The 23,397-nt window shown below is 34.7% G+C and carries 18 protein-coding genes; 8 read left to right on the forward strand and 10 right to left on the reverse strand.

Annotated elements, in window-relative coordinates:
* Positions 1–4: 4 nt before the first annotated feature.
* The 4 genes from LNP81_RS20625 to LNP81_RS20640 form a co-directional block, all read right to left on the reverse strand.
* Complete coding sequence (locus LNP81_RS20625) at positions 5–544, reverse strand: YceI family protein (RefSeq protein ID WP_230039103.1); 540 nt, start codon at positions 542–544, stop codon at positions 5–7.
* A 619-nt stretch (positions 545–1,163) separates the two neighbouring features.
* Positions 1,164–1,736 carry a Crp/Fnr family transcriptional regulator gene (locus LNP81_RS20630; RefSeq protein ID WP_230039105.1) on the reverse strand — a complete coding sequence of 191 codons (573 nt, stop codon included), beginning with the start codon at positions 1,734–1,736 and terminating at the stop codon, positions 1,164–1,166.
* Between the two features lie 488 nt (positions 1,737–2,224).
* Entirely contained in the window at positions 2,225–4,684 is a 2,460-nt protein-coding gene (locus tag LNP81_RS20635) for a dermokine domain-containing protein (protein WP_230039106.1), read from the reverse strand.
* Positions 4,685–4,997: 313 nt separating this feature from the next.
* Positions 4,998–5,741 (reverse strand): SDR family oxidoreductase, encoded by a 744-nt coding sequence (locus tag LNP81_RS20640; RefSeq protein WP_230039107.1) that lies wholly within the window; start codon positions 5,739–5,741, stop codon positions 4,998–5,000.
* A gap of 329 nt (positions 5,742–6,070) precedes the next feature.
* On the opposite strand from LNP81_RS20640, the gene LNP81_RS20645 reads away from it, so the two are divergent.
* Positions 6,071–6,412 carry a winged helix-turn-helix transcriptional regulator gene (locus tag LNP81_RS20645; protein ID WP_230039108.1) on the forward strand — a complete coding sequence of 114 codons (342 nt, stop codon included), beginning with the start codon at positions 6,071–6,073 and terminating at the stop codon, positions 6,410–6,412.
* A gap of 110 nt (positions 6,413–6,522) precedes the next feature.
* Here LNP81_RS20645 and LNP81_RS20650 read toward each other — a convergent pair whose 3' ends face one another.
* Both LNP81_RS20650 and LNP81_RS20655 read right to left on the reverse strand, forming a co-directional pair.
* Positions 6,523–7,011 (reverse strand): MarR family winged helix-turn-helix transcriptional regulator, encoded by a 489-nt coding sequence (locus LNP81_RS20650; RefSeq protein WP_230039109.1) that lies wholly within the window; start codon positions 7,009–7,011, stop codon positions 6,523–6,525.
* A gap of 2 nt (positions 7,012–7,013) precedes the next feature.
* Positions 7,014–7,505, reverse strand: coding sequence for a GNAT family N-acetyltransferase (locus LNP81_RS20655; protein WP_230039110.1), 492 nt, complete (start codon positions 7,503–7,505; stop codon positions 7,014–7,016).
* A 327-nt stretch (positions 7,506–7,832) separates the two neighbouring features.
* On the opposite strand from LNP81_RS20655, the gene LNP81_RS20660 reads away from it, so the two are divergent.
* Both LNP81_RS20660 and LNP81_RS20665 read left to right on the forward strand, forming a co-directional pair.
* Positions 7,833–8,420, forward strand: a complete 588-nt coding sequence (locus LNP81_RS20660; protein WP_230039111.1) for a TetR/AcrR family transcriptional regulator — start codon at positions 7,833–7,835, stop codon at positions 8,418–8,420.
* Positions 8,421–8,522: 102 nt separating this feature from the next.
* Positions 8,523–9,335 (forward strand): SDR family NAD(P)-dependent oxidoreductase, encoded by an 813-nt coding sequence (locus LNP81_RS20665; RefSeq protein WP_230039112.1) that lies wholly within the window; start codon positions 8,523–8,525, stop codon positions 9,333–9,335.
* Between the two features lie 67 nt (positions 9,336–9,402).
* Here LNP81_RS20665 and LNP81_RS20670 read toward each other — a convergent pair whose 3' ends face one another.
* Genes LNP81_RS20670 through LNP81_RS20685 form a run of 4 tightly spaced genes read right to left on the reverse strand, consistent with a single transcriptional unit; the run spans position 9,403 to position 17,420 of the window.
* Positions 9,403–11,814 (reverse strand): ABC transporter permease, encoded by a 2,412-nt coding sequence (locus LNP81_RS20670; protein ID WP_230039114.1) that lies wholly within the window; start codon positions 11,812–11,814, stop codon positions 9,403–9,405.
* Between the two features lies 1 nt (position 11,815).
* Positions 11,816–14,233, reverse strand: coding sequence for an ABC transporter permease (locus tag LNP81_RS20675; RefSeq protein ID WP_230039116.1), 2,418 nt, complete (start codon positions 14,231–14,233; stop codon positions 11,816–11,818).
* A 46-nt stretch (positions 14,234–14,279) separates the two neighbouring features.
* Positions 14,280–16,703: an ABC transporter permease gene (locus tag LNP81_RS20680; RefSeq protein WP_230039118.1), complete on the reverse strand. Its 2,424-nt coding sequence runs from the start codon at positions 16,701–16,703 to the stop codon at positions 14,280–14,282.
* Between the two features lie 3 nt (positions 16,704–16,706).
* Positions 16,707–17,420, reverse strand: a complete 714-nt coding sequence (locus tag LNP81_RS20685) for an ABC transporter ATP-binding protein (RefSeq protein WP_230039121.1) — start codon at positions 17,418–17,420, stop codon at positions 16,707–16,709.
* 281 nt (positions 17,421–17,701) lie between these two features.
* Between LNP81_RS20685 and LNP81_RS20690 the strand changes: the two genes are divergently transcribed.
* The 5 genes from LNP81_RS20690 (at position 17,702) to LNP81_RS20710 (ending at position 23,387) form a co-directional block, all read left to right on the forward strand.
* Positions 17,702–19,054 carry a sigma-54-dependent transcriptional regulator gene (locus LNP81_RS20690; protein ID WP_230039123.1) on the forward strand — a complete coding sequence of 451 codons (1,353 nt, stop codon included), beginning with the start codon at positions 17,702–17,704 and terminating at the stop codon, positions 19,052–19,054.
* Positions 19,055–19,275: 221 nt separating this feature from the next.
* Entirely contained in the window at positions 19,276–20,610 is a 1,335-nt protein-coding gene (locus LNP81_RS20695) for a sensor histidine kinase (protein WP_230039125.1), read from the forward strand.
* Between the two features lie 72 nt (positions 20,611–20,682).
* Complete coding sequence (locus tag LNP81_RS20700; protein WP_230039127.1) at positions 20,683–21,060, forward strand: response regulator; 378 nt, start codon at positions 20,683–20,685, stop codon at positions 21,058–21,060.
* Positions 21,061–21,730: 670 nt separating this feature from the next.
* Positions 21,731–22,336: a hypothetical protein gene (locus tag LNP81_RS20705; RefSeq protein WP_230039129.1), complete on the forward strand. Its 606-nt coding sequence runs from the start codon at positions 21,731–21,733 to the stop codon at positions 22,334–22,336.
* Positions 22,337–22,343: 7 nt separating this feature from the next.
* Positions 22,344–23,387: a ligase-associated DNA damage response exonuclease gene (locus tag LNP81_RS20710; protein WP_230039131.1), complete on the forward strand. Its 1,044-nt coding sequence runs from the start codon at positions 22,344–22,346 to the stop codon at positions 23,385–23,387.
* The last annotated feature ends 10 nt before the right edge of the window (positions 23,388–23,397 follow it).

Raw genomic sequence — 23,397 nt, forward strand, 5'->3', positions numbered from 1 at the left:
GGTCTTAGTTTTTAGATACTTCGGCTGTGATAGTAAAATCTAAATCAAAGTCGTTGTAGATTAATGTATCGCCTAAATCTTTGAAGAAGTTTCCTGAACGGAATTTGATATCGTATTTCGTACGATCAATAACTAGTTTACCTGCAAATGAAAGTGTATTGTTGGTGCTTTCTACTTCGGTTTCAAAACCTGTAAGGTGTGTGATGTCTTTTATCGTAAGATTCCCTTCAAGATAATATTTACCATTTGAAATTTCTTTTACAGAAAGAATCTCAAATCTTGCAGTTGGAAATTTTTCGATAGAGAAAAAATCATCTGAAGCCAAATGTCCAGCAAATTGCGCATTTGTATCCGGATCTGTAACGTCCAGAATTTTTATTGAGGCGGTATTGATGACAATATTTCCACCATTTATTTTTCCGTCATTCAAAATAAAATGACCTTCTTTGATACCAATTGTACCATTATGTGCACCGGTAACTTTTCTACCAGTCCAATCGATGTTGCTGTTTGCGCTTACGATATTAAAATTTGTTGTTTCCATTTTTATTGTATTTAAAAGTACAGTACAAAGGAACGACGGGTATGGAAATTGGTTACGTGATGTAGATCACAATCTTTTTTTTAGAGGTGCAAAGAGGCAAAGGTTTTGTTTCACGCAGATTTTTTTTTAATCGCGCAATCCCGATGGTTATCGGGAGCAGAGGCGCAAAGTTTTTTGTTTCGCGCAGATTTAAAAAGATTTTGGCGGATAAAGGCAGATGAATATTAAGGCAATGCTTGTTTTTTAATCTCGCAATCCCGATGGTTATTGGGCGCAGAGACGCAAAGTTTTTTGTTTCACGCAGATTTAAAAAGATTTAAGCGAATAAAGGCAGATGAATATTAAGGCAATGCTTGTTTTTTTAATCGCGCAAAGGCGCAGAGACGCAAAGTTTTTTGTTTCTAAGTTTTTTTTATTCTCATTTTTGTCATCCTGAGCGAAGTCGAAGGACACGCGAGAAGCTCGACAAAGATTGCGATTTTGCTTGAGGAGTTTCTAATGTGATCCTTCTTTCCTCACGATGACAAACTAAATTAAAAATCAAAAATCTGTCAAAATCTGCTTAAATCTTTTTAAATCTGCGTGAAACAAAATCCTTGTAATCTGTGGCTAAAAAACTTTATGAGTTATATAATCTACTTAAGGTTTCTCTTGAAACTCCCAGATAGGCGGCAATTAAATGTTTGGGAACTAAATTATAAAGTTGTGGATATAATGCCAGAAGTTCTTCGTAGCGGGTTTTGACATTATTATTCATAAAAGATAAAAGTCGCTTTTGTGATGCGATGTATCCTTTGTTGGTTCTCCAGCGGAAAAAGTGTTCGATTTGATGAAATTCAGCACACAATTTTTCGCGGTCGCTGTTGGAAAGGCAAAGCAATTCGACATCGGAGATGCAATCTACATTTATGGTTGCGGGGGTTTGATTGTATAAAGCGCTATAATCTGATGTCCACCAGGTGGGCATAGCGAATTGCAGAATGTACATTTTGATTTCGTCATTGATGAAAAAAGCTTTCAGGCAACCTGAAATTACAAAATACTCGCAATCGACTTTGTCTCCGGCACTAATAATAGTTTGTCCTTTTTTGAATGATAAGGGTTTAAAATGCGAAAAGAAATAATCGAATTGATCGTCTGTCAACGAAGCGGTTTTGGCAATGTGTTGTTGAAGGATTTCTTTGGATTCCATAAAAGAGTGGCAAAGGTTCTGAGTGACAAAGGTACAAAGGATTTTCTTTTAAAGGTGCTAAGGTTCTGAGGTGCTAAGGGACAAAGGATTTCTTTAAAGGTGCTAAGGTTCTAAGATGCTAAGGTTCTGAGTTTTTTTTTAAGGCTCAACAGGAATCGTAGAGGCGCACAGCAGTGCGTCTCCTCGTATGGTATAATAATCTCGAAAAGATTCAGAGGCGTATATATTTCTGATGAAAACTGATGCCTAGCCCTGATGGGAGGGAAAATCCTTTTGTGCCGGGGTTCGGCACAAAAGATTTGGAAGGACAGCAGGAAATAGCTCCTAATAAAAATTAAATTCCAATCCCTAAACTTGGTGATAAAATCCAAATTCCAATTTAGGGGCTATACTTTTAAAAGATGATTATCTTTTTGTCATAAATAAAAAATCAGGAAACAATATTGTAAATATCGTTCCTGATTTTTTATTCGTAGCTTTTAGTAAACTTATCTTCTGCCTCTAAATCCACCGCCGCCTCTGAAATTCCCACCGCCTAAACGGTTTCCTTCTCTTTGGAAGTTTTGAAAATTACGGGTTTGGGATTCTCCGCGATCTCTGGAGAATGCCGAGCGATCGAGATCATTTGTAATCTCAGGACGACCGGCTTCTCCGAGTGGTTTATCTCGTTGGCCAAGTGTTTGATTGGCTTTTGGGAAATTATCATGCTGGATTCCGTCGCCTAAACGATTTTCACCACCAATATTTTGGCTTGGTTTAGGCAAATTATTGTTCTGAATTCTATCGCCGGCACGCGTTGCTCCGCCAATTGTCTGGTTGGGTTTATTGCGTTCGATAGCTGAACCCGGATTTTTTGATGAACCAAGTTTACCGGCTTGTGTCCAGCCTCCGTTGCCATTATTGTAGTGGCTCCAGTTTCCGTTGGCATCTTTTTTATAGACATGTCCGTCGTGTCCGGCATATACATTATTATTGGTATGAATGGTTGTTCCTCCTCCTCTATGATGGGTAATTACACCTTTTTGACCTCCCGAAGTTTCGTAACCAATTGCTGTACCGCGCCTTGTAGTAACATGCCCGGATTGTACCCACTGACGGCCATTTGTAGCTGCAGAATGTCCCCATTGTGCATAGGCATTATGGCCCTGATTGGTTCTGGCGTAATTTCCTGTCCAGGGATTATAAGAACTTGCTGCTGTATGACCTCCGTACCAGCCTTGTACACTTGCAGAACGTCCGTATCTTCCTGTTGCAGGATTGTACCATGCTGATGTTCCGGCAGCACCATAAGGTCCGTAAACGCTTCTTCCGGCAGCCCAGCCGCCTGTCCATGGGTTGTAGACTGCTCCGCCTCCGTAGGTATAAGGCCACGGACGATAAATCGGGTACATACCTCCATAATATACATATGGCGGATAGTAAAATCCTGTACCATAAGTTAATATAGCACCTACAGTTGCGCCAATAATAAAGGCGCCAAAATAACCGGCTGTTGTGCTGCTTGAAACTGTAGTATCTGTTGTGGTTTGGGTAACATAGGTTACATTATATACGGGAGAACTTGGCGGAATGGTATAAATTTCTTTAGGAACAGAATCTGCTGTTTTCCAAGGTCCGTTTGGGCTTGTCGACATGAACCAAACTGCCTGAAAACACAAATAATACAAATCGCCCACTTTTATTACTTTGTCCTGAGTGTTGCTTGCATATTGCATTTTTGTACCTTCGATAGGTTTAAACTGAGGCGTTCCGTCGTAGGTAACTTTGGCTTTTGCTTCGGCATCGGCTTTATTTATAATGGCTGTTGTAGGAACCTGAGCCAGCATTACAGCATCTTTGGCTTCCTGAGTTCCCGGTACAGATGCTAATACATTTGCTCTTGGGGAATCTTTTGGGATTTTGGCAAAATCAGCCGGCAGGTTATTTCCGCCATATGTCCACGGTCCTGTTAATGCTGCAGACTTAAACCATCTTCCGGATAACAAAACATAATATTGTCCATCGCCTTCGTTGGCAAAAATATCATTTTCGGTATTGTCGATGTATAAGAGTTTGGTTCCGTCTATTTTAATAAATTTTGGGGTTCCGTTTATGGCAATTAATTCAGCCGGTTTGTTGCTGTAGAAAATCTGTGGAGCGGTACCTCCTGATGGCGGCGGAATCGCTTTTTTGACATCATCAAAATTTTGACCTGACGGAAGATTACTTAAACCGGAAGGAAGTTGAGTGGTTTTTATCCATTTTCCGTCTAGTGTTTTCGAAGTAACCCATACATTATCTGCCAGTAAATAGTAGTCTTTTGTGGTTTTGTCAAAAAACAAATCCCAGTTGGTATTGACTACATATTGAATATCTGTTTTTTCTACCGGCACTAAAACAGGCTCTCCTTGTACAATAAGCAAAACTGCGGGATTTGTACTGTAGAAAATTGCAGGCGGATCGTTCTTGCCAGCTATTCCTTTTGAAGGGCTTTTGGTTTGATTTAAATCTGCCAGAATGCGATCTACCGAAATAGGATCTCCGCCTTTAGGCAATGTTTCTTTGAAAAGTTTTTCCATTTCTGGGACTTTTTTTTCATCGAGTGCCGGAAATCGTACATCGGTTACCTGAACATTCTTAAAAAATACGTTGCGGTTATCTTTGTCTACTAATGTTTCCGCTTTGAGAGAAGCTACTCCCAAGACTTGTTTGCCATCTTTTGGAGTGAGAGAAAAGGCAAGTCTTGCCGTAATTTCTTTATAATCTTTCCAATCATCCACCTGAGGTTGATAATAAACCAGTTTTGTACCATTGTTAGATACTTCGCGTGGCCAGCCATCATCGGTAATTGAATCGGAAGGAGCTGATTGAGCTTTCTCAGAAGTTGCCTGATCCTTATTTTTATCTTTCTTGCATGAGAAAAAAATTGAACTAAAACAAAGTACAATTATTACAAAATCATTTTCCATAAATTAAAAAATTTAGATTACTATTTATTGAAAAATCATTTTTATCGATATCCCGTAAAAATTATTGTGATAAAATTAAGTTTACAGGAATTATAAATCTAGTAATCAGTCTTTTCGTTTGTTTCAAATTGTAAAATGAAACCAAAAAAGTCAATAAAATTGAAAATTTCAAAAAATAAATTCCAAATTTCAATTGGGAAACCCTTCGACTTCGCCCAGGGTGACAGTAGAAAAAATCTTTTAACCTTTGCCCCTCTGTCCCTTTGTTCCTTTGTGCCTTTAACCCTCTGTTCCTTTGTCACTAAAAGAAATCTTAAGCTAAAACCATCCCGCCATCCATAATAAAATCGGCTCCGGTAATGAATTTTGCTGCGTCGCTGCTTAAATACGCCACCATTTTCGCAACATCTTCTGAGGCTCCCATTTGTTTTAACGGAACTTTTTCGATCACAACATCCATAATTGATTTTACGGTAGTGGTATCTAAACCAACTTTATTCATTACCTCAGTTTCTGTTGGGCCAGGACTAACGGAGTTTACTCTGATTTTTCTTGGTGCCAATTCCAATGCCGCTGATCTCATAACCGAATTCAAAGCTGTTTTGCTCGAAGAATAAATCGATGATCCCGGGCCTGGCATGCTTGCAGTATTCGAAGAAAGAAATACAATCGATGCTCCGTCTTTCAGGATTGGAATGAATCTGCTTAGTGTAAAATACGCTCCTTTGAAGTTGACATTGATAATACTATCGAATAATGTTTCTGTTGCTTGTTCTATATTTCCTAATCCGGCAATTCCGGCATTGATGAAGAGAATATCAACTTGTCCGAAATCTTCTTTTACCTTCAAAGCCAGATTTTCGATGTCTGAAATACTGGATTGATCGGCAACAATGGCTGTTACTCCCAAATCTGAAGCTGCTTTTTCGATTGCTTCTTTTCTTCTTCCGGTAATGATTACAGTTGCGCCTTGTTCTTTTAGTTGTTTGGCTGTTGCATAACCGATACCGCTATTTCCGCCTGTTATTACTGCAACTTTATTTTTTAAATTGTCCATTTTTTATGTTTTTAAATTAATGGTACAAATTTAAAGAGGAAAACATATTGCTTTTTCAGTGGTATCATGGAGTATACCTAGCTATGTTTTTTTTATGTTTTTTCCACCATATAAGTTATATAAGTTCATTTAAATTTGGAAGGTTAAAAAAGTAAGTGCTTATAATTTCTTATAGCATTTATATTGTTCAAAAACATTCTAATTCACGCTATCTTATATTTTCTTACATTACTTATATGGTTTAAAAACAATCCACAATTCTCTTATAATTTATTATATCGATTATATGGTGAAAAAGAATGTTTTTATATATTAGTCTAAAAATTGTTATGGAAAGAAATCAGAAAGAAGAAGTTCAGGCGCTTCAGGATACTATATATGTTTTGGGAGGGAAATGGAAATTGCCGATCATCAATTCTATCTGTAACGGAAACCATCGATTTAAAGAAATTCAGCAAAGTATTCCGGGGATTACGTCAAGAATGCTTTCGAAAGAACTGAAGGATATGGAACTGAACAATCTCGTAAAAAGAACCGAAGATCGTGATGCAAAAGTGGCTATTCTTTATGAGTCAACTCCTTATTGCCAATCGTTTGGTCCTATTATAACCGAAATGATCAATTGGGGAATCGCACATAGGAAACACATTAAAAATAAAGTTGGGGAATAAATTTAAAATTAAAATTCCAAAAAATAAATTCCAAATTCCAATTGGGAAGCCCTTCGACTTCGCTCAGGGTGACAATAGAAAAAAACTTAGAATCTTAGCAACTTAGAACCTTAGTCGCTTTCTCCCTCACTTTTCAACTGCAACGCTCTTTGTAAAAAACTCTGATGCATTAATTTATTTTCGGCTTCGTTGATTGCCTGGAGGAGATTGTTTTGATTGTCTGCGATTTCTTTAAGTACGCTTGACATTACATCCCAAACGGGTTTCATTTTCAGGATCAATTCCTGTCCTTTTGGGGTAAGTGATATTAATCTTTTTCGTTCGTCGACTTTGTCTTTTTTGGAACGGATGAGTTTTTGTTTTTCGAGTTCTTTTAATAAACTAATGGTCGAAGGATGTGTATAGCCTATTTCGTTTGCAATTTCTACCACGCTCAAAACTTCTTTATGATGCAAAGTATATACGACAGGAAACCATTTGGGTTCAAAGTCGATTCCGTATGATTTGTAAAATAAAGCACCGTCTTTTCGCAATTGTTCGCTAAGTCTTTGCAATCGTGTCGAAATGGCTAAAATCCCTGATTCATCAATTATATTCATCGTTACTTTTTTAGTTTTAAATGACAAAATACATTGTCGGCACTCATAACAGGAAAAGTGTCCGGAAGCGATTCTTTTTCGATTCGTATGAAATGATTCCTTTTATAAAAACGCAAAGCAGCTTCTAATACTGTTATGGTTCCCAAATATAAATCATCAATTTGATTTTCGTTGCAATAATCGAGTAAAGTGTCTAATAATTTCTGGGCAATCGAAAACTCTTTTCCGCGGAATTCTTTCTTTACAAACATTTTTCTAATAGCGGCCTGAGTATCATTAAATTTTATTAAAGCAATCGTTCCTACTAATTCTTCATTTATAAAAGCGCCCCAGAAATGTCCTCCGCTGGCATAATAGAAGTTTTGAATGTTTAATAAATCCGGCTGATCCTCAATTGTAATAGCAACATTAAATTCTTTTTGCTGAATGTTTAAAATTAAATCTACTACCTCATTTGAGAATTTATTTTCTATGGGAATAATTTGTGGTTTCATGTTTTTGAAAATTTACTTTACAAAACTACGTAGTTAAATACATAAATAAAAATATTTGATTGAAATTGTTTGTTTTTGTTTCACGCAGATTTAAAAAAGATTGAAGCACATACTGCAGATTATTTTTTCTTTGATTAATTTAAAAATCTTTTTAGAATGAGCCCGAATCTGCCTAATCTGTTTAAAATAAAAAAAAACTTTGTGCCTTAGCGCCTTTGTGGCAACCAACAAGCCAAGTCTAAATGTGAAACTTATCACAAAAAAGTAAAAAGATTTGCAGATATGACCAATCGGTCATATATTTGTACTCGTAAAATGAAAACTATCATGACAAAAGGAGAAGAAACCAGACAATTCATTATAGAAAAAGCAGCACCAATTTTTAATACAAAAGGAATTGCGGCAACATCTATGAGTGATATTATGGAGGCTACCAAATTGTCTAAAGGAAGCATGTACGTTCACTTTGAAAATAAAGATGTTCTGGCCTGCGCCGCGATAGATCATAATATGAAAGTACTTGGTGATAAACTGGTATCTGAAATTAGTAAAAGTAAAACTGCCAAAGAGGAGCTTTTTACTTATATCGATTTTTTCAGTAATGCTGTAAATCCCCCGCTTACCGGTGGTTGTCCGTTACTGAATTTTGGCACCGAGGCTGATGATACCAACCCTATCGTAAAAGAGAAAATAAATAAAGGCTGTAACGCTAATCAGCAATTATTGACCAATAGTGTCAACAAAGGAATTGCCAAAGGAGAGTTTAACCCGGAGTGGAATGCTGAAGAGTTTGCCATCGTTATGTTAGCCATGATGGAAGGCGGTCATCTTATTTCGAGAATGGCGGGTAATAATGATAAGATGAAAGTTATCGCTAAAACATTAAAAAAAATTATAGAGGAAAACACACTCTAATTTTTTTTTACCAAAAAAATGACCGATCAGTCATTTTTATAAAAATAGAAATAAACAATAAACAATAATCAATTTATAATCAACAATTAATAATTTAAGATCATGTCAAAAACAATTTTAATTTCAGGAGCATCAAAAGGATTTGGAAAAATCTGGGCAGAAGCATTTTTAGCAAAAGGGTACAAGGTAGCTGCAACAGCACGAAATATTGATACCCTCGCCGACTTAAAAGCACAATACGGAGACGCTATTTTGCCTTTAACATTAGATGTAAACAAACGCGAAGATTCGTTTGCATTGGTAGAAAAAGTAAAACAACATTTTGGTACAATCGATATCCTGATCAATAATGCGGGTTATGCACTAAACGGTGCTGTTGAAGAAGCTAGCGAAACTGAAGCAAGAGCTCAATTTGAAACCAACTTTTTTGGTACTCTTTGGTTGACTCAAGCGGTTTTACCTATAATGAGAGATCAAAAAAGCGGGCATATTATACAAGTTTCTTCTATTTTAGGAATTGCCGCTTTGCCTAATTTAGGTCTTTATAATGCTTCTAAATTTGCTGTAGAAGGTCTTACAGAGACTTTAGCGCAGGAAGTAAAACAATTTGGAATCAATGTAACTTTGGTTGAACCTAATGGTTATTTTACAGATATCTGGGGTAACGGATTCAATAGTAAAAGTATTGATGCTTATGACGGACTTAAAAAAGCAATAGCAGATGGACATGATCCTGACACTTTTGGACAAGCAAGCGCTACTGCACCTGCGATTGTTAAACTGGTCGAAGCAGAAAATCCTCCTTTACGCCTATTTTTAGGAAAAGTAGCATTACCACTTGCAAAACAAGTTTACCAACAAAAACTAGCTACTTGGGAAGAATGGGCTGATGTTTCTGTAGCTGCTCACGGTTAATTTTACACCTTTCATTAAAAATAAAACCTCCAAAATTATTCGTTTTGGAGGTTTTAAATTTTATGCTTTATTCGTACTTAAGGTATTGCAAAACATCAATTCTCGTGACCTGATATGCTTTTGCCAAAACAATTGTTAAGGTTAAAAACAACAGTAAAATTAGTGCAAATCCAAAAGGCAGCAATGGAATATCAATGCGGAAAGCGAAATCCTCGAGCCATTTTTGCAATAATAAATAAGCAGGAATTATTCCGATTAGAAAACCAATCAGGCAAAAAACGACATATTGTTTGGATAAATTTTTCAATAATACATTTGTATCTGCGCCTAATGTTTTTCTAATGGCAATTTCTCTTATCCTTCTTTCCATAGAAAAAGAAGCCAAAGCAAATAATCCGAAAATGGCGATTAGAATTACAATTATATTTAACAATGAAAATAATTTGCTTTGATTTTGATATTCTTTATACGTTCGGGCAAAGTTTTTATCGACAAAATTGTATTCAAAAGGATATTCTGCGTCGACTTTTGTTCTCCAGAATTTATCAAGAGCAGCAATTGTTCCAGGCATATCTTGTGGAGCAATTTTTACAGAAATGGTAATCAAATCTCTTTGTATGTATTCGAAAGCCGTAATATGTAAAAAAATCATTGGACCAATTCTGTTTTCCAGTCCAAAATAATTGAAGTCTTTTACAATACCAACAACTTTTAATTTTCTTTCTCCCCAAACTATTTCCTTGTTTATAGGATCTTTTTCCATCAGGGTTTTAGCAGCGGTTTCATTCAATAAAACGTTTGTAACTGTATCTGCAGCAAATTCGCTTGATAAATCCCGTCCTTTAATAACCTGAATTCCCAGAACGTCCAGTATTCCAAAATCAATAGCCATTTGTTGCGTTATAACTTCTTTATTGTCTTTATAATGCATACCAGACCATGAATTAACATTGGTTCCAATAGAAAATACTCCTGCAGAAACTGCCTCGACGCCTTTTATTTTTAAAATCTCCTGCTTTATTGTTTTATATCTTTCAAATTGCTTTTTGCCCTTTCTGGGTTTAAAAGAAATATCCATTACCTGAGCTCCCTTAAAACCTAAATCTTTAGTGGCCATATAATGTACCTGCTGATATACTATAAACGAACCAATGATAAAAAAAGTGGCTATGGCAAATTGCAAAACCAGCATACCGTTTCTAAGCCAGATACCGTTTTTGCTGCGGGAAAAATTTCCTTTTAAAACTTTCAACGGCTCAAAATTTGAGACATATATCGCTGGTAAAACTCCCGAAACCAAAATGACAATGATAAAAATGAAGATTAATTGTATATAAAACTGAGAACCTTCGAGAATGAGATTTTTGTTTAAAAGGGAATTATAAAAAGGCAATGAAAGTTCTACAATGACTAATGCCAATAAGAGCGAAAAAAGAGTAATTAATGTGGTTTCAAATACAAATTGCGCAATAATTTGTGGTTTTGTGGCACCTACAATTTTTCTTACTCCTACTTCTTTAGCTCTTTTTACAGCATTTGCAGTCGCCAGATTTATATAGTTTACTATCGACAATACCAATATAAGTATGGAAAGTCCCATTAATATTCTTAAAAATTGAACATTGGCATTTCCTTCCGGAAAGGGAAAATTTCCCTGAATAAGCCTCGCTCCCGAAAAAGGAAGAAATAGAGCTTTTGTAGGTTCACCATACTGTTTTAAATAAGCTTCATAGGTTATACCTTCTTCTCTTGCCTGCTTTTTATAATTATTTTCAACATAGATTTCGTTTAGCTTTTTTAGAACGGCTGTTGTATCACTTTGCTTTTTTAGCTTTAGCATCAATCCGTAATTAAAACCCCAGCTTTCTTTGCTTTTTTCTAAATCATCCTCGATTATCGTAGTTACCGCAGCAGGCATTACCGAAGATTTTTTGGATAGTCGATATACACCGCGAACTACAAAATATCTCTCGGCGTACTTCACCTGTTTACCCATCGGATTTTCATTTTTAAATAAGCGGGAAGCCGTTTTTTCAGAAAAAGCAATGCTATTGCGGTCATGAAGGGCACTTTTTGCGCTACCGCGAATAAATTCAAAAGGAAAAAAAGAAAAGAAATTACTTTGTGCAGAAAAAATTTTATCTACTACTTCTATTTTGCCATCATATTGTACCGTTTCTTTAGCATAATCACTGGTAAAATAACAGTACTCCTCTAAATCTGAAGTTGCCGATTTTAATAATGGTCCAGATACTGCAGGATTTACAGCCCAAACGTTGCCGCCGCCAAGATCATTGAGAACTAAAGATATTTTGTCTTTTTCAGGATTCCATTGATCGTATGAATGCTCCTCGTTCCAATACAAAGTGGCAAAAATCAATCCTGCAATTCCTATACTCAAACCCAAAACATTCAAAGCTGTAAAAAACTTGTTGTTTTTGATGTGGTATATAAATATGTTGGTCCAGTTTTTTAGCATCTTATTCGTATTTTAAATATTTTAAAACATCTGTTTTGGTTGTTATATAAGCTCTTGACAATACAATTATTAAAGTCAGAATTAATAAAACGACAAAGCCTAAAACGAACGAAATTAGGGACACTTCTACTCTATAAGCAAAGTTCTCCAACCATTTAGTTAGCAAATAATATACTGGAAAAATGGCGATTAAAAATCCTATTATGCAATACAAGATGTATTGTTTCGATAGTTCTTTTAATAAAGTATTTGTTTCTGCTCCGAGCGTTTTCCTAATTGCAATTTCTTTCATGCGTCTTTGTATGGAATAAGATGCAAGTGCAAATAATCCAAAAAGAGCAATTAAAACAACAACAATATTGAGCAGTGAAAACAAGTTTTTTTGTTTTGTGTAAGCTTCATAAGTTCTCGCATATTCTTTATCTACGAAATCATATTGAAACGGATATTCGGTATCAACTTTCGACCATAATTTTTCGATATTGGCAATCGTATTTTCCAGATCATCTCGTTTTAGTTTTGCATAAACTTTGCTAATGTTATGTGTCATACCAAACATTCTGATATTGTAAAAAGCCATTGGTGGCACTTTTAATTCAGGGCTTAATAAATTGAAATCCTGAACAATACCAATTATTTTTAATTTCTGCTCCCGAATTAAAAGTTCCTTACCAAGAGGATCTTTAATATTCATTAATTTTAATGCGCTTTCGTTTATGATCACAGAATTTATAGTGTCTGAAGACCGTTTTCTATCAAAATTTCTTCCCTTAATTATTTTGATGTTCAACATTTCAAACATGCCAAAATCTAAAGGGATAATGCGTTGTTTAAAAAGTTCATTACGGTATAAAACCGCCGATATAGAATTGTCTGACCCGTCAAACGTAATAAGGCCCGTAGAGATTTCTTCGACGCCTTTTATTTTGCTGAGCTGCTGTTTTATGATGTTGTATTTGTTGTAAATATTTTGGGCTGCATTTTCTCCCTGATAATCAACCGATGGAAAATTTAAAGAAAGCGAAATTACCTGATCGCCCTTAAAACCCAGATCTTTATTCTGTAAATATTTAATTTGCTGGTATACGATATTTGAGCCAATAATAAAAAAGGCAGCAATGGCAAACTGAAAAATAAGCATTCCGTTGCGCAGCCAGATACCGTTTTTGCTTCTTTCGAAATTTCCTTTCAAAACCTTAAAAGTTTCGAAATTGGATATATAAATGGCCGGAAATAATCCTGCTGTCAAAATTATAATGGTAAAAATCAATATCAATTGTATATAAAACTGACTGGCAAGAAGTACAATGTTTTTGTTTAAAAAGTTGTTGTAATACGGCAAAGTCAGCTCTACAATTACTAAGGCCAGTAAAATAGAAAAACTCGTGGTTAAAACCGTTTCAAAAAGAAACTGACTCACAATATCGCCTTTTGATGCTCCTGAAATTTTACGTACTCCAACTTCTTTCGCCCGCTTTACGGCATTAGCAGTTGCGAGATTGATATAATTTACAATTGACAAAATGAGAATCAAAAGAGACAACCCCATCATGATCATTAAAAATTGATAATTTCCTCGCGTTTCAGGATAACCATCTGTTATCGAATGTAATCTGGCTTTTGACAAAGGTTCAAGAATAACCGAAAAGTGACCTACTTTTTTAGCCATAACTTCGGGTGTAAAACCTGCTTCTTTGGCAAGTTGCGCAATAAAATCGTGGTTGTAGATTCTTTCGAGTTTCTGTCTTGTAAGATCAACTTTAGAAGGGTCTTTTACTTTTAATAATAACTTTAAAATAAACGGATTTGTCATTCCGGAAGTTGTCAGTTCTTTCATTTTATTGATGATGACATTTGGCGCAATCGAAGAATTTCCTGGAATATGATACACCGCCCGTACAGAAAACAGCTTGTCAAAGCATTTTATTTGTTTTCCAATGGGGTTTTCATTTCCAAAAATCCTTTTAGCCGTAATATCTGAAATCGCAATGCTGGAATCATCTTTTATAGCTGAAATTGCATCGCCCTTAATAATTTTGAAAGGAAAAAAAGAAAAGAAATTTTGTTCGACATTGATAATTCTATCTACAAATTCCTTTTTTCCTTTGTAAATAATTTTATCCTTTTGATACCAGCTATCAGCATATAGTATAGATTTGACATTTGGATCTTCGTCTAAAGCCGGTTTCAGGAATAAGGCACAATCTGACAAAGCGGGCATATCGGTTAGTTGAACCAAAACCTGGTATACTTTTTCTTTTTCAGGATTCCAGGCATTGTAACTTTGTTCGTCGTTCCAATAGAGCAAGGCAAAAACTAATCCCGAAATCCCTATTGACAAACCAAGAATATTGAGAAATGAAAACAGTTTATTGTGTTTTAACTGGTAAATAAATACGTTGATATAGTTTAGTATCATGGTTTTGGTTGTGGAGTTAATGTTAGAAAAGCAAAATTGTTTTTAGCTATTCGTATTTCAGGTATTTCAAAACATCAATTTTCGTTGCCTGATAAGCTCTTGTAAGCACCACTAATAACGTTAATACCAATAACGCAGTAAACCCAATTATAAACGGATAAACAGATATCGTAATTCTGTAAGCAAAATTCTCTAACCATTTATTGAGCAAATAATAGACTGGAAATAAAGCTATTAAAAATCCTATGATACTAAAGATCACATATTGTTTGCAAAGTTCTTTTAATAAAACATTCGTTTCGGCACCCAGTGTTTTTCGAATCGCGATTTCTTTCATGCGTCTTTCTATAGAATATGAAGCCAAAGCAAATAACCCGAAAAGTGCAATTACAATAACAACAACATTCAATAAAGAGAAGAGATTCTTTTGCTTTACATAACTGCTGTAAGACTTTTTATATTCTTTATCTACGAAATCATATAAAAACGGATATTCTGTATCTACTTTTTTTGTCCAGAGATTTTCTATATCAGCTATGGTTTGCTGCATGGTTTCAGGATCGGCCGTAATATAAATATTGTTTAAAATTCCTGAAAACCAGGGTACGGTTTTAAAATGGAAAAAAGACATTGGAGGGATTGGATCTCCCGGATTTCCTATATTAAAATCTTTTACAATCCCAACAATAATAGCATCTTGTCCGTTCCAGTGCAATTTTTTGCCTATCGGATTTTTTTCATTTAATAGTTTTAAGGCCGTTTCATTAATTAACATTGAAGCAATAGTATCCTGAGCAAATTTAGGACTCAAATAACGCCCTTTTACGATTTTTATTTTCATCATTTCCAGCAGTCCAAAATCTATTGGCACATTATTTCCGTCAATATTTCTGTCTTTATAATGATATGATATTACAGATTTTGCCCCACTTCCAAAAACAAAACCACCTCCTGCAACTTGTTGTACTCCTTTTATGTGCTTCAATTGGTTTTGAATAATACTATATCGTTCAAAACGGTCTTTATCAGTTATTCCGTCGCCGTAGATATTTCTGTAGGAGATATTAAGGATTTGTTTTCCGCTAAACCCAAGGTCTTTAGAGTTCATAAGCTCAATTTGCTCATACACAATATAAGATCCAACAATAAAGAAAGCCGCAATAGCAAATTGAAAAATCAGCATTCCGTTTCTAAGCCAGACACCGCTTTTGCTTCTTCCAAAATTTCCTTTTAATACTTTTAGTGCCTCAAAATTAGAAACATACACTGCAGGAAATATTCCTGCAAGAATAACAGTCAAAATAAATATAGCCACAAGCTGCAAATAGAACTGACCACTTTGCAATACGAGCGTTTTTTCTAAAAAAGTATTATAATAAGGCAGAGAAAGCTCAACAATAACAAGCGATATCAAAATTGAAAACAACGAAATGATAGCGGTTTCAAAAATAAATTGCTTGATTATAGCAGATTTTGAAGCTCCGATAATTTTACGCACTCCAACTTCTTTCGCTCTCTTTATGGCATTTGCTGTAGCTGAGTTAACATAGTTTACAATAGACAGAATGAGAATTAAAACAGATAATCCTACCATGATAAGCAAAAATTGAAGATTGCCGTTTGCTTCTATCACGCCACTGGTTTTAGTATGTAATCGTATAGAGGATAACGACTCTAACCCCGGTTTTACCTGGCCATATTTCTTAATAAACTCTTCAGGTGAAATACCCTGATCTTTTGCAAAAAGGGAGGTCATGTTGTCAAAATATAATTTTTGAAGATTTTGAATCACTCGTTGCTGTCCATTAGGATGCTTTAATTTTAACAACAGAACAAATTGAAAATTACCCCATTGCTGAATAGTTTCTTTTATTCTTGCATCTATAAAATTAACTACGCACGAAGGATTATAAAGTGATTTTTTATCGAGTTTATAAACACCTCTTACTATTAGGTTTTTACCCTGCAGCACAATTTGTTTGCCCACGGCAGGTTGGTTTCCGAAAATCTGAACGGCCAAATCCTGCGACAAACAAATACTGTTTACATCTGGTAATGCATTTTTTGCACTTCCTTCGATAAATTGATAAGGAAAATAATCAAAGAAGTTTTCTTGCGCCTCAATTATTTTGTCAGACTGCACTTTTTTATTATTAAAGCGAATAATATCATTGCTATAGTAACCGTTTAGATAACAGTAAGATTCTACTTCAGGGCTTGCGTCTTTTATAGTAGATCCTATTGGTGCTGAACTTGAAGCCCAATAGGTAGTCGCATCCATTTGATTTGCTACTAAAAATATACTGTCTTTATTGGGATTCCATTGATCATAAGAATGTTCGTCGTTCCAATATAAAATGGCAAAAATCAAACCTGCAATTCCAATACTCAATCCCAAAACATTCAAGGCTGTAAAAACCTTATTGTTTTTGATATGATAAATAAATATGTTGATCCAGTTTTTTAGCATGATTTAGTTGATTGAATTAGTTACTAAAACATCTACATTTCTATGGTTCATTTTTTCTGAAAGTATGATTCCGTCTTTCATTAAAATAGTTCTTTGAGAAAATGAAGCATCATAATCAGAATGTGTTACCATCAAAATTGTAGCTCCGCTGGCATGAAGATCTGTTAATAATTCCATTACCTCATTTCCGTTTTTACTGTCCAGATTTCCCGTAGGCTCATCGGCAAGAATAATCGCAGGATCATTGATTAAAGCTCTTGCAACGGCAACACGTTGTTGCTGACCTCCTGAAAGTTGTTGTGGATAATGTTTCAAACGATGCGAGATACCTAATATCTTTGCCATCTCGTCTACTTTTTTCTTTCTTTCAGATGATGGAACGTTGTTGTAAATCAGTGGTAATTCGATATTATCAAAAACCGATAATTCATCAATTAAATTAAAATTCTGAAATATGAAACCAATATTTTCTTTTCTGGCTTTCGATTTTAGATTTTCTTTCAAGCCAATCATTTCCTGACCTAACAATTCGTAGCTTCCACCAGATGCGCTGTCCAGTAAACCAATGATATTTAATAAAGTCGATTTTCCGCTTCCGGATGGTCCCATAATCGATACAAAATCGCCTTGATTAATGGTTAATGAAATTTCGCTTAATGCTTTTGTTTCTACTTCTTCAGTTCTAAAAATTTTAGAAAGGTTTTTAATTGTGATCATACTAATTTGATTTTTGATGTTTGTTTTTCTTGCTGAAAATTTTATAGCTGAAGTAAAAAACAGATCCTAAATTAAGATAATTGATAACATAATCTATAAATATCTATTTTTGTTACATTTACCAGCAATAATGATTCTCATACTTGATGATTTACTAATCTAATTGTGATTTTCATGCCAAAAATTTAAGATTTGTAACTATCTAATTTTTAAATTTTTATTTTTTTTAAGCAATCCAAAGTGTCCATTATTGGACAGCTTTCGTCCAAAACCGAACAAAAATGAAAAAGACAAATGCCTCAATTTTAATCATAGACGATCAGGAAGACATCCTTTTTGCGTCGAAAGTGTACCTGAAAAAGTATTTTGAAGACATTTATACCCTTAATAATCCAAAAAATATTGTCGAATTATTATCAAAAAACAGCATTGATGTCGTTTTGCTCGACATGAATTATCGAATAGGTTTTGAAGACGGAAGAGAAGGTTTGTATTTATTGAAAGAAATAAAAACACTTTCGCCTAAAACAGTTGTGATTTTAATGACTGCTTTTGGTAAAGTCGAAACCGCTGTTGAAGGTTTAAAAAATGGCGCTTTTGATTATATATTAAAACCCTGGGAAAATAAAAAACTTCTGGAATCTGTAAAACAAGCCGTTGATAAATCACGAAAAGAACAGAAGAAAGAAAAAAATATTGAAATTGAAAATGACTTTTTTATTGGAACTTCAGAGATTATAAAAAAAGCATATTCACTAGCAGATAAAGTGGCTAAAACCGATGCAAATGTTTTGATTTTGGGCGAAAACGGAACCGGAAAATTTGTTCTCGCTCATCATATCTACAAACAATCCGAAAGGAAAAATAATCCTTTTATTGCGGTAGATTTGGGATCTTTAAATTCTAATATTTTCGAAAGTGAACTTTTCGGTTATGCAAAAGGCGCTTTTACAGATGCGAAAGTGGATACGCCAGGACGTTTTGAAATGGCACAAAACGGCACTATTTTTCTGGATGAAATTGGGAATGTTCCGCTGCATTTGCAATCTAAATTACTGCAGGTGATCCAGACTAAAACAGTAACCCGATTAGGCGAAACAAAAGCAAGACCTTTGAATGTTCGTATTATTACGGCAACCAATTTAAACCTGAAACTTGAAGTTGCCGAAAAAAATTTCCGTGAAGATTTGTATTATCGTATTAATACAATGGAAATTATTTTGCCTCCGCTAAGAGAACGTAACGAAGACAAAATTCCGTTAGCCGAATATCTGTTGGATAAAATGACCGAAAAATACGGAAGAGACGAAATTACTTTTGATAAAAAAGTGCCGGAACAAATCGAAAAACACGCCTGGAACGGAAACATTAGGGAAATGGAAAACAAAATCGAACGTGCCGTAATTTTGTGCGAGAACAATAAAATTACAATTGCCGATTTAGATCTTGAAACCATAACAGCCTACGAAGACAATCCGGATGATATTCAGCTTTCCTCTGTAGAAAAAGCTGCGGTGGAAAAAGCATTGCTCAAAAACAATAATAATATCAGTAAAACTGCCGAAGAATTGGGTTTGTCAAGAGGTTCTTTGTACCGCCGTTTAGAAAAATATAATATCAAAACAGATGAGTAACACCAATTTAACTAATTGACACTAATTTTTGTTTGTGGAATTAATTTCACAAACAAAGTTTATTATTAAAATTTGTGCAAATTCGTGACCCGAGCGATAGCGAACGGACGAAGTAAATTGGTGTTTAAAATTGATTCATAATATTTGTGTCCAAACTATAGCATAAAAATGAAGGCTTTCAAAGTTTTAATTTTTAATCCTCAATTTTTAATTAAAAAAATATGTTTAAAACATTTCAAACCTATAAACTGCTTTTTATTCGATTAATTTTAATTGTTGCAGCGATTGAACTTTCGATTTATTTTTTTAAAGATGGTTTGGTTTTTACCGGAGTATTTGTACTTTTTATTGTTTTTCTCATGATTCGTGAAATGTTTTTTTACGTTCGCAATTTTGTTCTCATTTATAATAAAACCATTTCTTCGATATTACAAAATGATTTTAGTTCTGATTTTTCGAAACATAAATTCAATACAAACTATAGTGACTTATTTCTTTTATATGACACTTTAAAAAGCAAACAAAATGAGCAGATTTCGAAAGATATTATCTATCGTTCTATTCTAAATAACATCGAAACCGGAATTATAATTCTGCAAAAGCAAGATAACGATTGGAATATTTTTTTAATGAATGACTACTTTTCGACACATTTTAATGTACCAAAAGTATCCAAATGGAAATATCTGAAAAACCAATTGCCGTCGTTATGTGAAATTATCGAACAAGATAATTTTCAGGAAATAAAAACATCCATAGAAATTAGTTTGAACGAACAAAACAACCAAACCTTTGTTTTGCAGGCTTCGAGAACCGAGATTTTCGAACAGGATTATTTTATTGTTTTATTGGATTCTATTCAGAATGTAGTCGAGAAAAAAGAGAAAGAAGCCTGGGTAAATTTGATGAAAGTGATCTCGCATGAACTCTTAAACTCCATTACTCCTATTCGATCTATTTGCCAGAATTTACAGGATTTGGTTGAGCAGGATTCATTATCAGATGAAGATCTTGAAGATGTAAAAAACAGCGTAACAACCATGTTAAGAAGAAGTGACCATTTGCAAAAATTTGTCGAAGGTTATCGAAAACTAGCAATGCTGCCTTCTCCTAAAAAAGAAAAAATAGAATTGCAGCATTTAATCGATAACTGTCTTCAGGTTATGAATCCTTTATTTAAAGAGAAAAATATAGAAGTCAGTAACAACATAACTTTCAAAAGATTCATAAACATCGATTCTCAACAAGTAGAACAAGTATTAATTAATCTGCTAACGAATAGTTTTCATGCGCTAAAAGACTCTTTACAAAAGCAGATTTTAATTTCGGCGGAAGCCAAAGAAAACCGAATCTTCATTAAAATTACAGACACCGGAAACGGAATAGAAAAAGAAATAGAAAACAAAATATTCCTGCCTTTTTTTACCACAAGACCAGAAGGCGCCGGAATTGGCCTGACCTTGTCTAAAAATATTATCGAAGCTCATGGCGGTTATATATCGCATAAAAGCGAAGACGGTAAAACTACTTTTGAGATTTCTTTTATTGAGGATTAAACATTTATATTATATAACATCTGCGTAAAATTATATAATCAAAAGCTCCGGAATTTAAAATAATTTCATGGAATGAAAAATACAGTAATTTTATTAGTGGATGATGACGAAGATGACTGCGAACTTTTTATCGCCGCGATTGCTTCATTAAACAAAAATATACTCACTACAATCTCCAATAATTCTCTTGAAGCATTAAACAATTTAAAAGTAGCAACCGTTTTGCCTGACTTTATATTTCTCGATATGCAAATGCCTTATTTAAGCGGTGCCGAATTTATACAGGAATTACGAAAGGTTCCTGAACTAAGTAAAATTCAGGTTGTCGTATATTCTTCGCATTCGCATGAAATCTTAAAGAAACTTACAAATGAATTTAGTTCTGTACAGATCTTTACAAAACCTAATAATTTTCAGGAATTGGTGAGTACTCTGGATGGGATATTGTAATTATTTTTATTAGAATATTTTTCGGGAGCTAATCCCGCACCCGAGCCTGAAAGTGCGAATTGGCCAAGCAATCCGTTCCAATCTTTTGTTCCTCCTGAAGCCTCGGGACCGGAACAAAAGGATTTCCACTCCTATCGGGCTAAGGCAATCATTTTCATAAGAAGTTGCAGTTTAAATTTACATTATTAGTCTACTAAAAAAGCAAAGTAACTACAATATTTCAAACAAGATTGCCGATTATAACCGCGTAGAATGGATTAAAATCCATCCCTACAATATGTTTTCGTTCCTCCGGAACTCTTTATAAAATTCCGAAGGAATGATTTATTTTGTAGCGAGGGATTTTAATCCCTTGGAACGTAACGTAATCGCAATATTGTCATTTCGAGGCACGAATGACAATGATTGGGGCTGTTTTGTGAAAAACTAAAGTTACTTAAATTCTTGTTTTTCAATCATTAGCACGTTATAAAGTATCATTCTATATACTATATTCTATATACTATATTCTATTTTCTATATTCTATATTCTTTGTTCTTTGTTCTTTGTTCTTTATTCTAAAATCCTAATCAGAAATCATGTAACATTTTGGAAAAAAAGTATAAATTCTAAACTCGGTTCAGTTAGTAACTTTGAGTAAAGTATTTTATCCTTAACACCTTAATTGCTATGTTACTACAATTTATATCCAATTTATTCGAAAGCGACCAAACTGATCAAAATCCGTACCATATTGTAATTCAGATTAATGATAAAGTTTCACCTTTAGACCGAAGAAACCTTTATATGTTGCCTTTACATGATTTTTTATCTGAAAATAATTATGGTGAAATTTCCGGTGGCGGAATACTTAAAGAAGAGCCGGGAGAAATTATCTTTTGTGATATACATGTCAAATTTTATCAGGAAGAAATTAGTAGAGCCGTTTTAAACGACATTATTAATTTTGTCGAAATTTGCGGCGCTCCAAAAGGATCAAAAATTATAATCGAAAAAACACATCAGGAAATTCCGTTTGGTAAAAACGAAGGAATTGCTATTTATTTTGATGGCGGAAATGATCATAAAAAAGATCAGGAAGATTATAATGTTGATTTCGTACAATCTGAAATTTCGAAATTAACCAATACATCCCAGGAAAGATACTGGAAAGGAAACTCAACCACCGCTTTGTATTTTTACGGAAAATCTTTCGATACTATGAAAGATGGCGTGTCTGATTTTATGCATACATATCCCTTGTATAAAAGCGCAAGAATTGCTCAAATAGCTTAATCAGGTTATGAAAGTCCCATTATTAGCTTTCAACGATAAAGGTATATATTGCCAGCAGGCAGATGTATATCTCGATCCTTGGCGTCCGGTTACCAACGCCATTATTACGCACGGACATGCTGATCATGCGCGTTGGGGACACAAAAATTACATTACACATTATGACAATGTGCCTATCATAAAACACCGTTTGGGCGATATTAATGTTTCAGGAAAAGACTGGAACGAAACTTTTACGGTAAATGGCGTGAAATTTTCGCTTCATCCTGCAGGTCACGTCATTGGTTCTGCTCAGATAAGAGTAGAATACAAAGGCGAAGTCTGGGTTTTTACCGGAGATTATAAAACCGAAGATGACGGAATTTCTGTGCCATACGAAGTCGTAAAATGCAATTCGTTTATCACCGAATGCACTTTTAGTTTACCCGCTTTTAAATGGACACCTCAGGCCGAAGTCATGACGGATATTAATAATTGGTGGGCAGAAAATCGCGCCGAAGGAAAAACGTCTGTCCTTTTTGGATATTCGTTAGGGAAAGCACAACGTTTATTAAAATACCTAGATCCTAATATTGGAACAATTTACACGCACGGAGCGATCGAAAATATGACGGAAGTTTTACGCCCATTAGTCGATTTTCCGGCCACAGTAAGAGTCACATCAGAAACTAAAAAAGAAGATTTACTAGGAAGCATTGTCCTTGCTCCGCCAAGTGCACACGGTTCGACTTGGATCAGAAAGATGACTCCTTTTGTTACGGGTTCTGCCAGCGGATGGATGACTTTTCGCGGTGCAAGACGAAGAAGAGCTGTAGACAGAGGTTTTGTTTTAAGCGATCATTGCGACTGGACGGGTTTACTGGAAAGCATTAAAGCAACCGGAGCCGAAAAGGTCATTTGTACCCACGGATATTCAGATATATTCTCGAAATATTTAAAGGAGTTGGGTTACGATGCTAGAACTGCTCACACGCAATATGAAGGGGAATTGGGAGAAATGGATAGTAAGAAAGATGTTGAGGAAGAAAGAATAGAAGAGCAAAGAGAATAGATGCAAGAAA

Origin of the sequence: Flavobacterium piscisymbiosum, assembly GCF_020905295.1 — a bacterium.
Lineage (GTDB): Bacteria > Bacteroidota > Bacteroidia > Flavobacteriales > Flavobacteriaceae > Flavobacterium > Flavobacterium piscisymbiosum.

Excerpts from the sequence above, each read along its gene's own strand:
- LNP81_RS20625 (WP_230039103.1), bottom strand. The coding sequence starts at position 544 with ATGGAAACAACAAATTTTAATATCGTAAGCGCAAACAGCAACATCGAT.
- LNP81_RS20630 (WP_230039105.1), bottom strand. The coding sequence starts at position 1,736 with ATGGAATCCAAAGAAATCCTTCAACAACACATTGCCAAAACCGCTTCG.
- LNP81_RS20635 (WP_230039106.1), bottom strand. The coding sequence starts at position 4,684 with ATGGAAAATGATTTTGTAATAATTGTACTTTGTTTTAGTTCAATTTTT.
- LNP81_RS20640 (WP_230039107.1), bottom strand. The coding sequence starts at position 5,741 with ATGGACAATTTAAAAAATAAAGTTGCAGTAATAACAGGCGGAAATAGC.
- LNP81_RS20645 (WP_230039108.1), top strand. The coding sequence starts at position 6,071 with ATGGAAAGAAATCAGAAAGAAGAAGTTCAGGCGCTTCAGGATACTATA.
- LNP81_RS20650 (WP_230039109.1), bottom strand. The coding sequence starts at position 7,011 with ATGAATATAATTGATGAATCAGGGATTTTAGCCATTTCGACACGATTG.
- LNP81_RS20655 (WP_230039110.1), bottom strand. The coding sequence starts at position 7,505 with ATGAAACCACAAATTATTCCCATAGAAAATAAATTCTCAAATGAGGTA.
- LNP81_RS20660 (WP_230039111.1), top strand. The coding sequence starts at position 7,833 with ATGACAAAAGGAGAAGAAACCAGACAATTCATTATAGAAAAAGCAGCA.
- LNP81_RS20665 (WP_230039112.1), top strand. The coding sequence starts at position 8,523 with ATGTCAAAAACAATTTTAATTTCAGGAGCATCAAAAGGATTTGGAAAA.
- LNP81_RS20670 (WP_230039114.1), bottom strand. The coding sequence starts at position 11,814 with ATGCTAAAAAACTGGACCAACATATTTATATACCACATCAAAAACAAC.
- LNP81_RS20675 (WP_230039116.1), bottom strand. The coding sequence starts at position 14,233 with ATGATACTAAACTATATCAACGTATTTATTTACCAGTTAAAACACAAT.
- LNP81_RS20680 (WP_230039118.1), bottom strand. The coding sequence starts at position 16,703 with ATGCTAAAAAACTGGATCAACATATTTATTTATCATATCAAAAACAAT.
- LNP81_RS20685 (WP_230039121.1), bottom strand. The coding sequence starts at position 17,420 with ATGATCACAATTAAAAACCTTTCTAAAATTTTTAGAACTGAAGAAGTA.
- LNP81_RS20690 (WP_230039123.1), top strand. The coding sequence starts at position 17,702 with ATGAAAAAGACAAATGCCTCAATTTTAATCATAGACGATCAGGAAGAC.
- LNP81_RS20695 (WP_230039125.1), top strand. The coding sequence starts at position 19,276 with ATGTTTAAAACATTTCAAACCTATAAACTGCTTTTTATTCGATTAATT.
- LNP81_RS20700 (WP_230039127.1), top strand. The coding sequence starts at position 20,683 with ATGAAAAATACAGTAATTTTATTAGTGGATGATGACGAAGATGACTGC.
- LNP81_RS20705 (WP_230039129.1), top strand. The coding sequence starts at position 21,731 with ATGTTACTACAATTTATATCCAATTTATTCGAAAGCGACCAAACTGAT.
- LNP81_RS20710 (WP_230039131.1), top strand. The coding sequence starts at position 22,344 with ATGAAAGTCCCATTATTAGCTTTCAACGATAAAGGTATATATTGCCAG.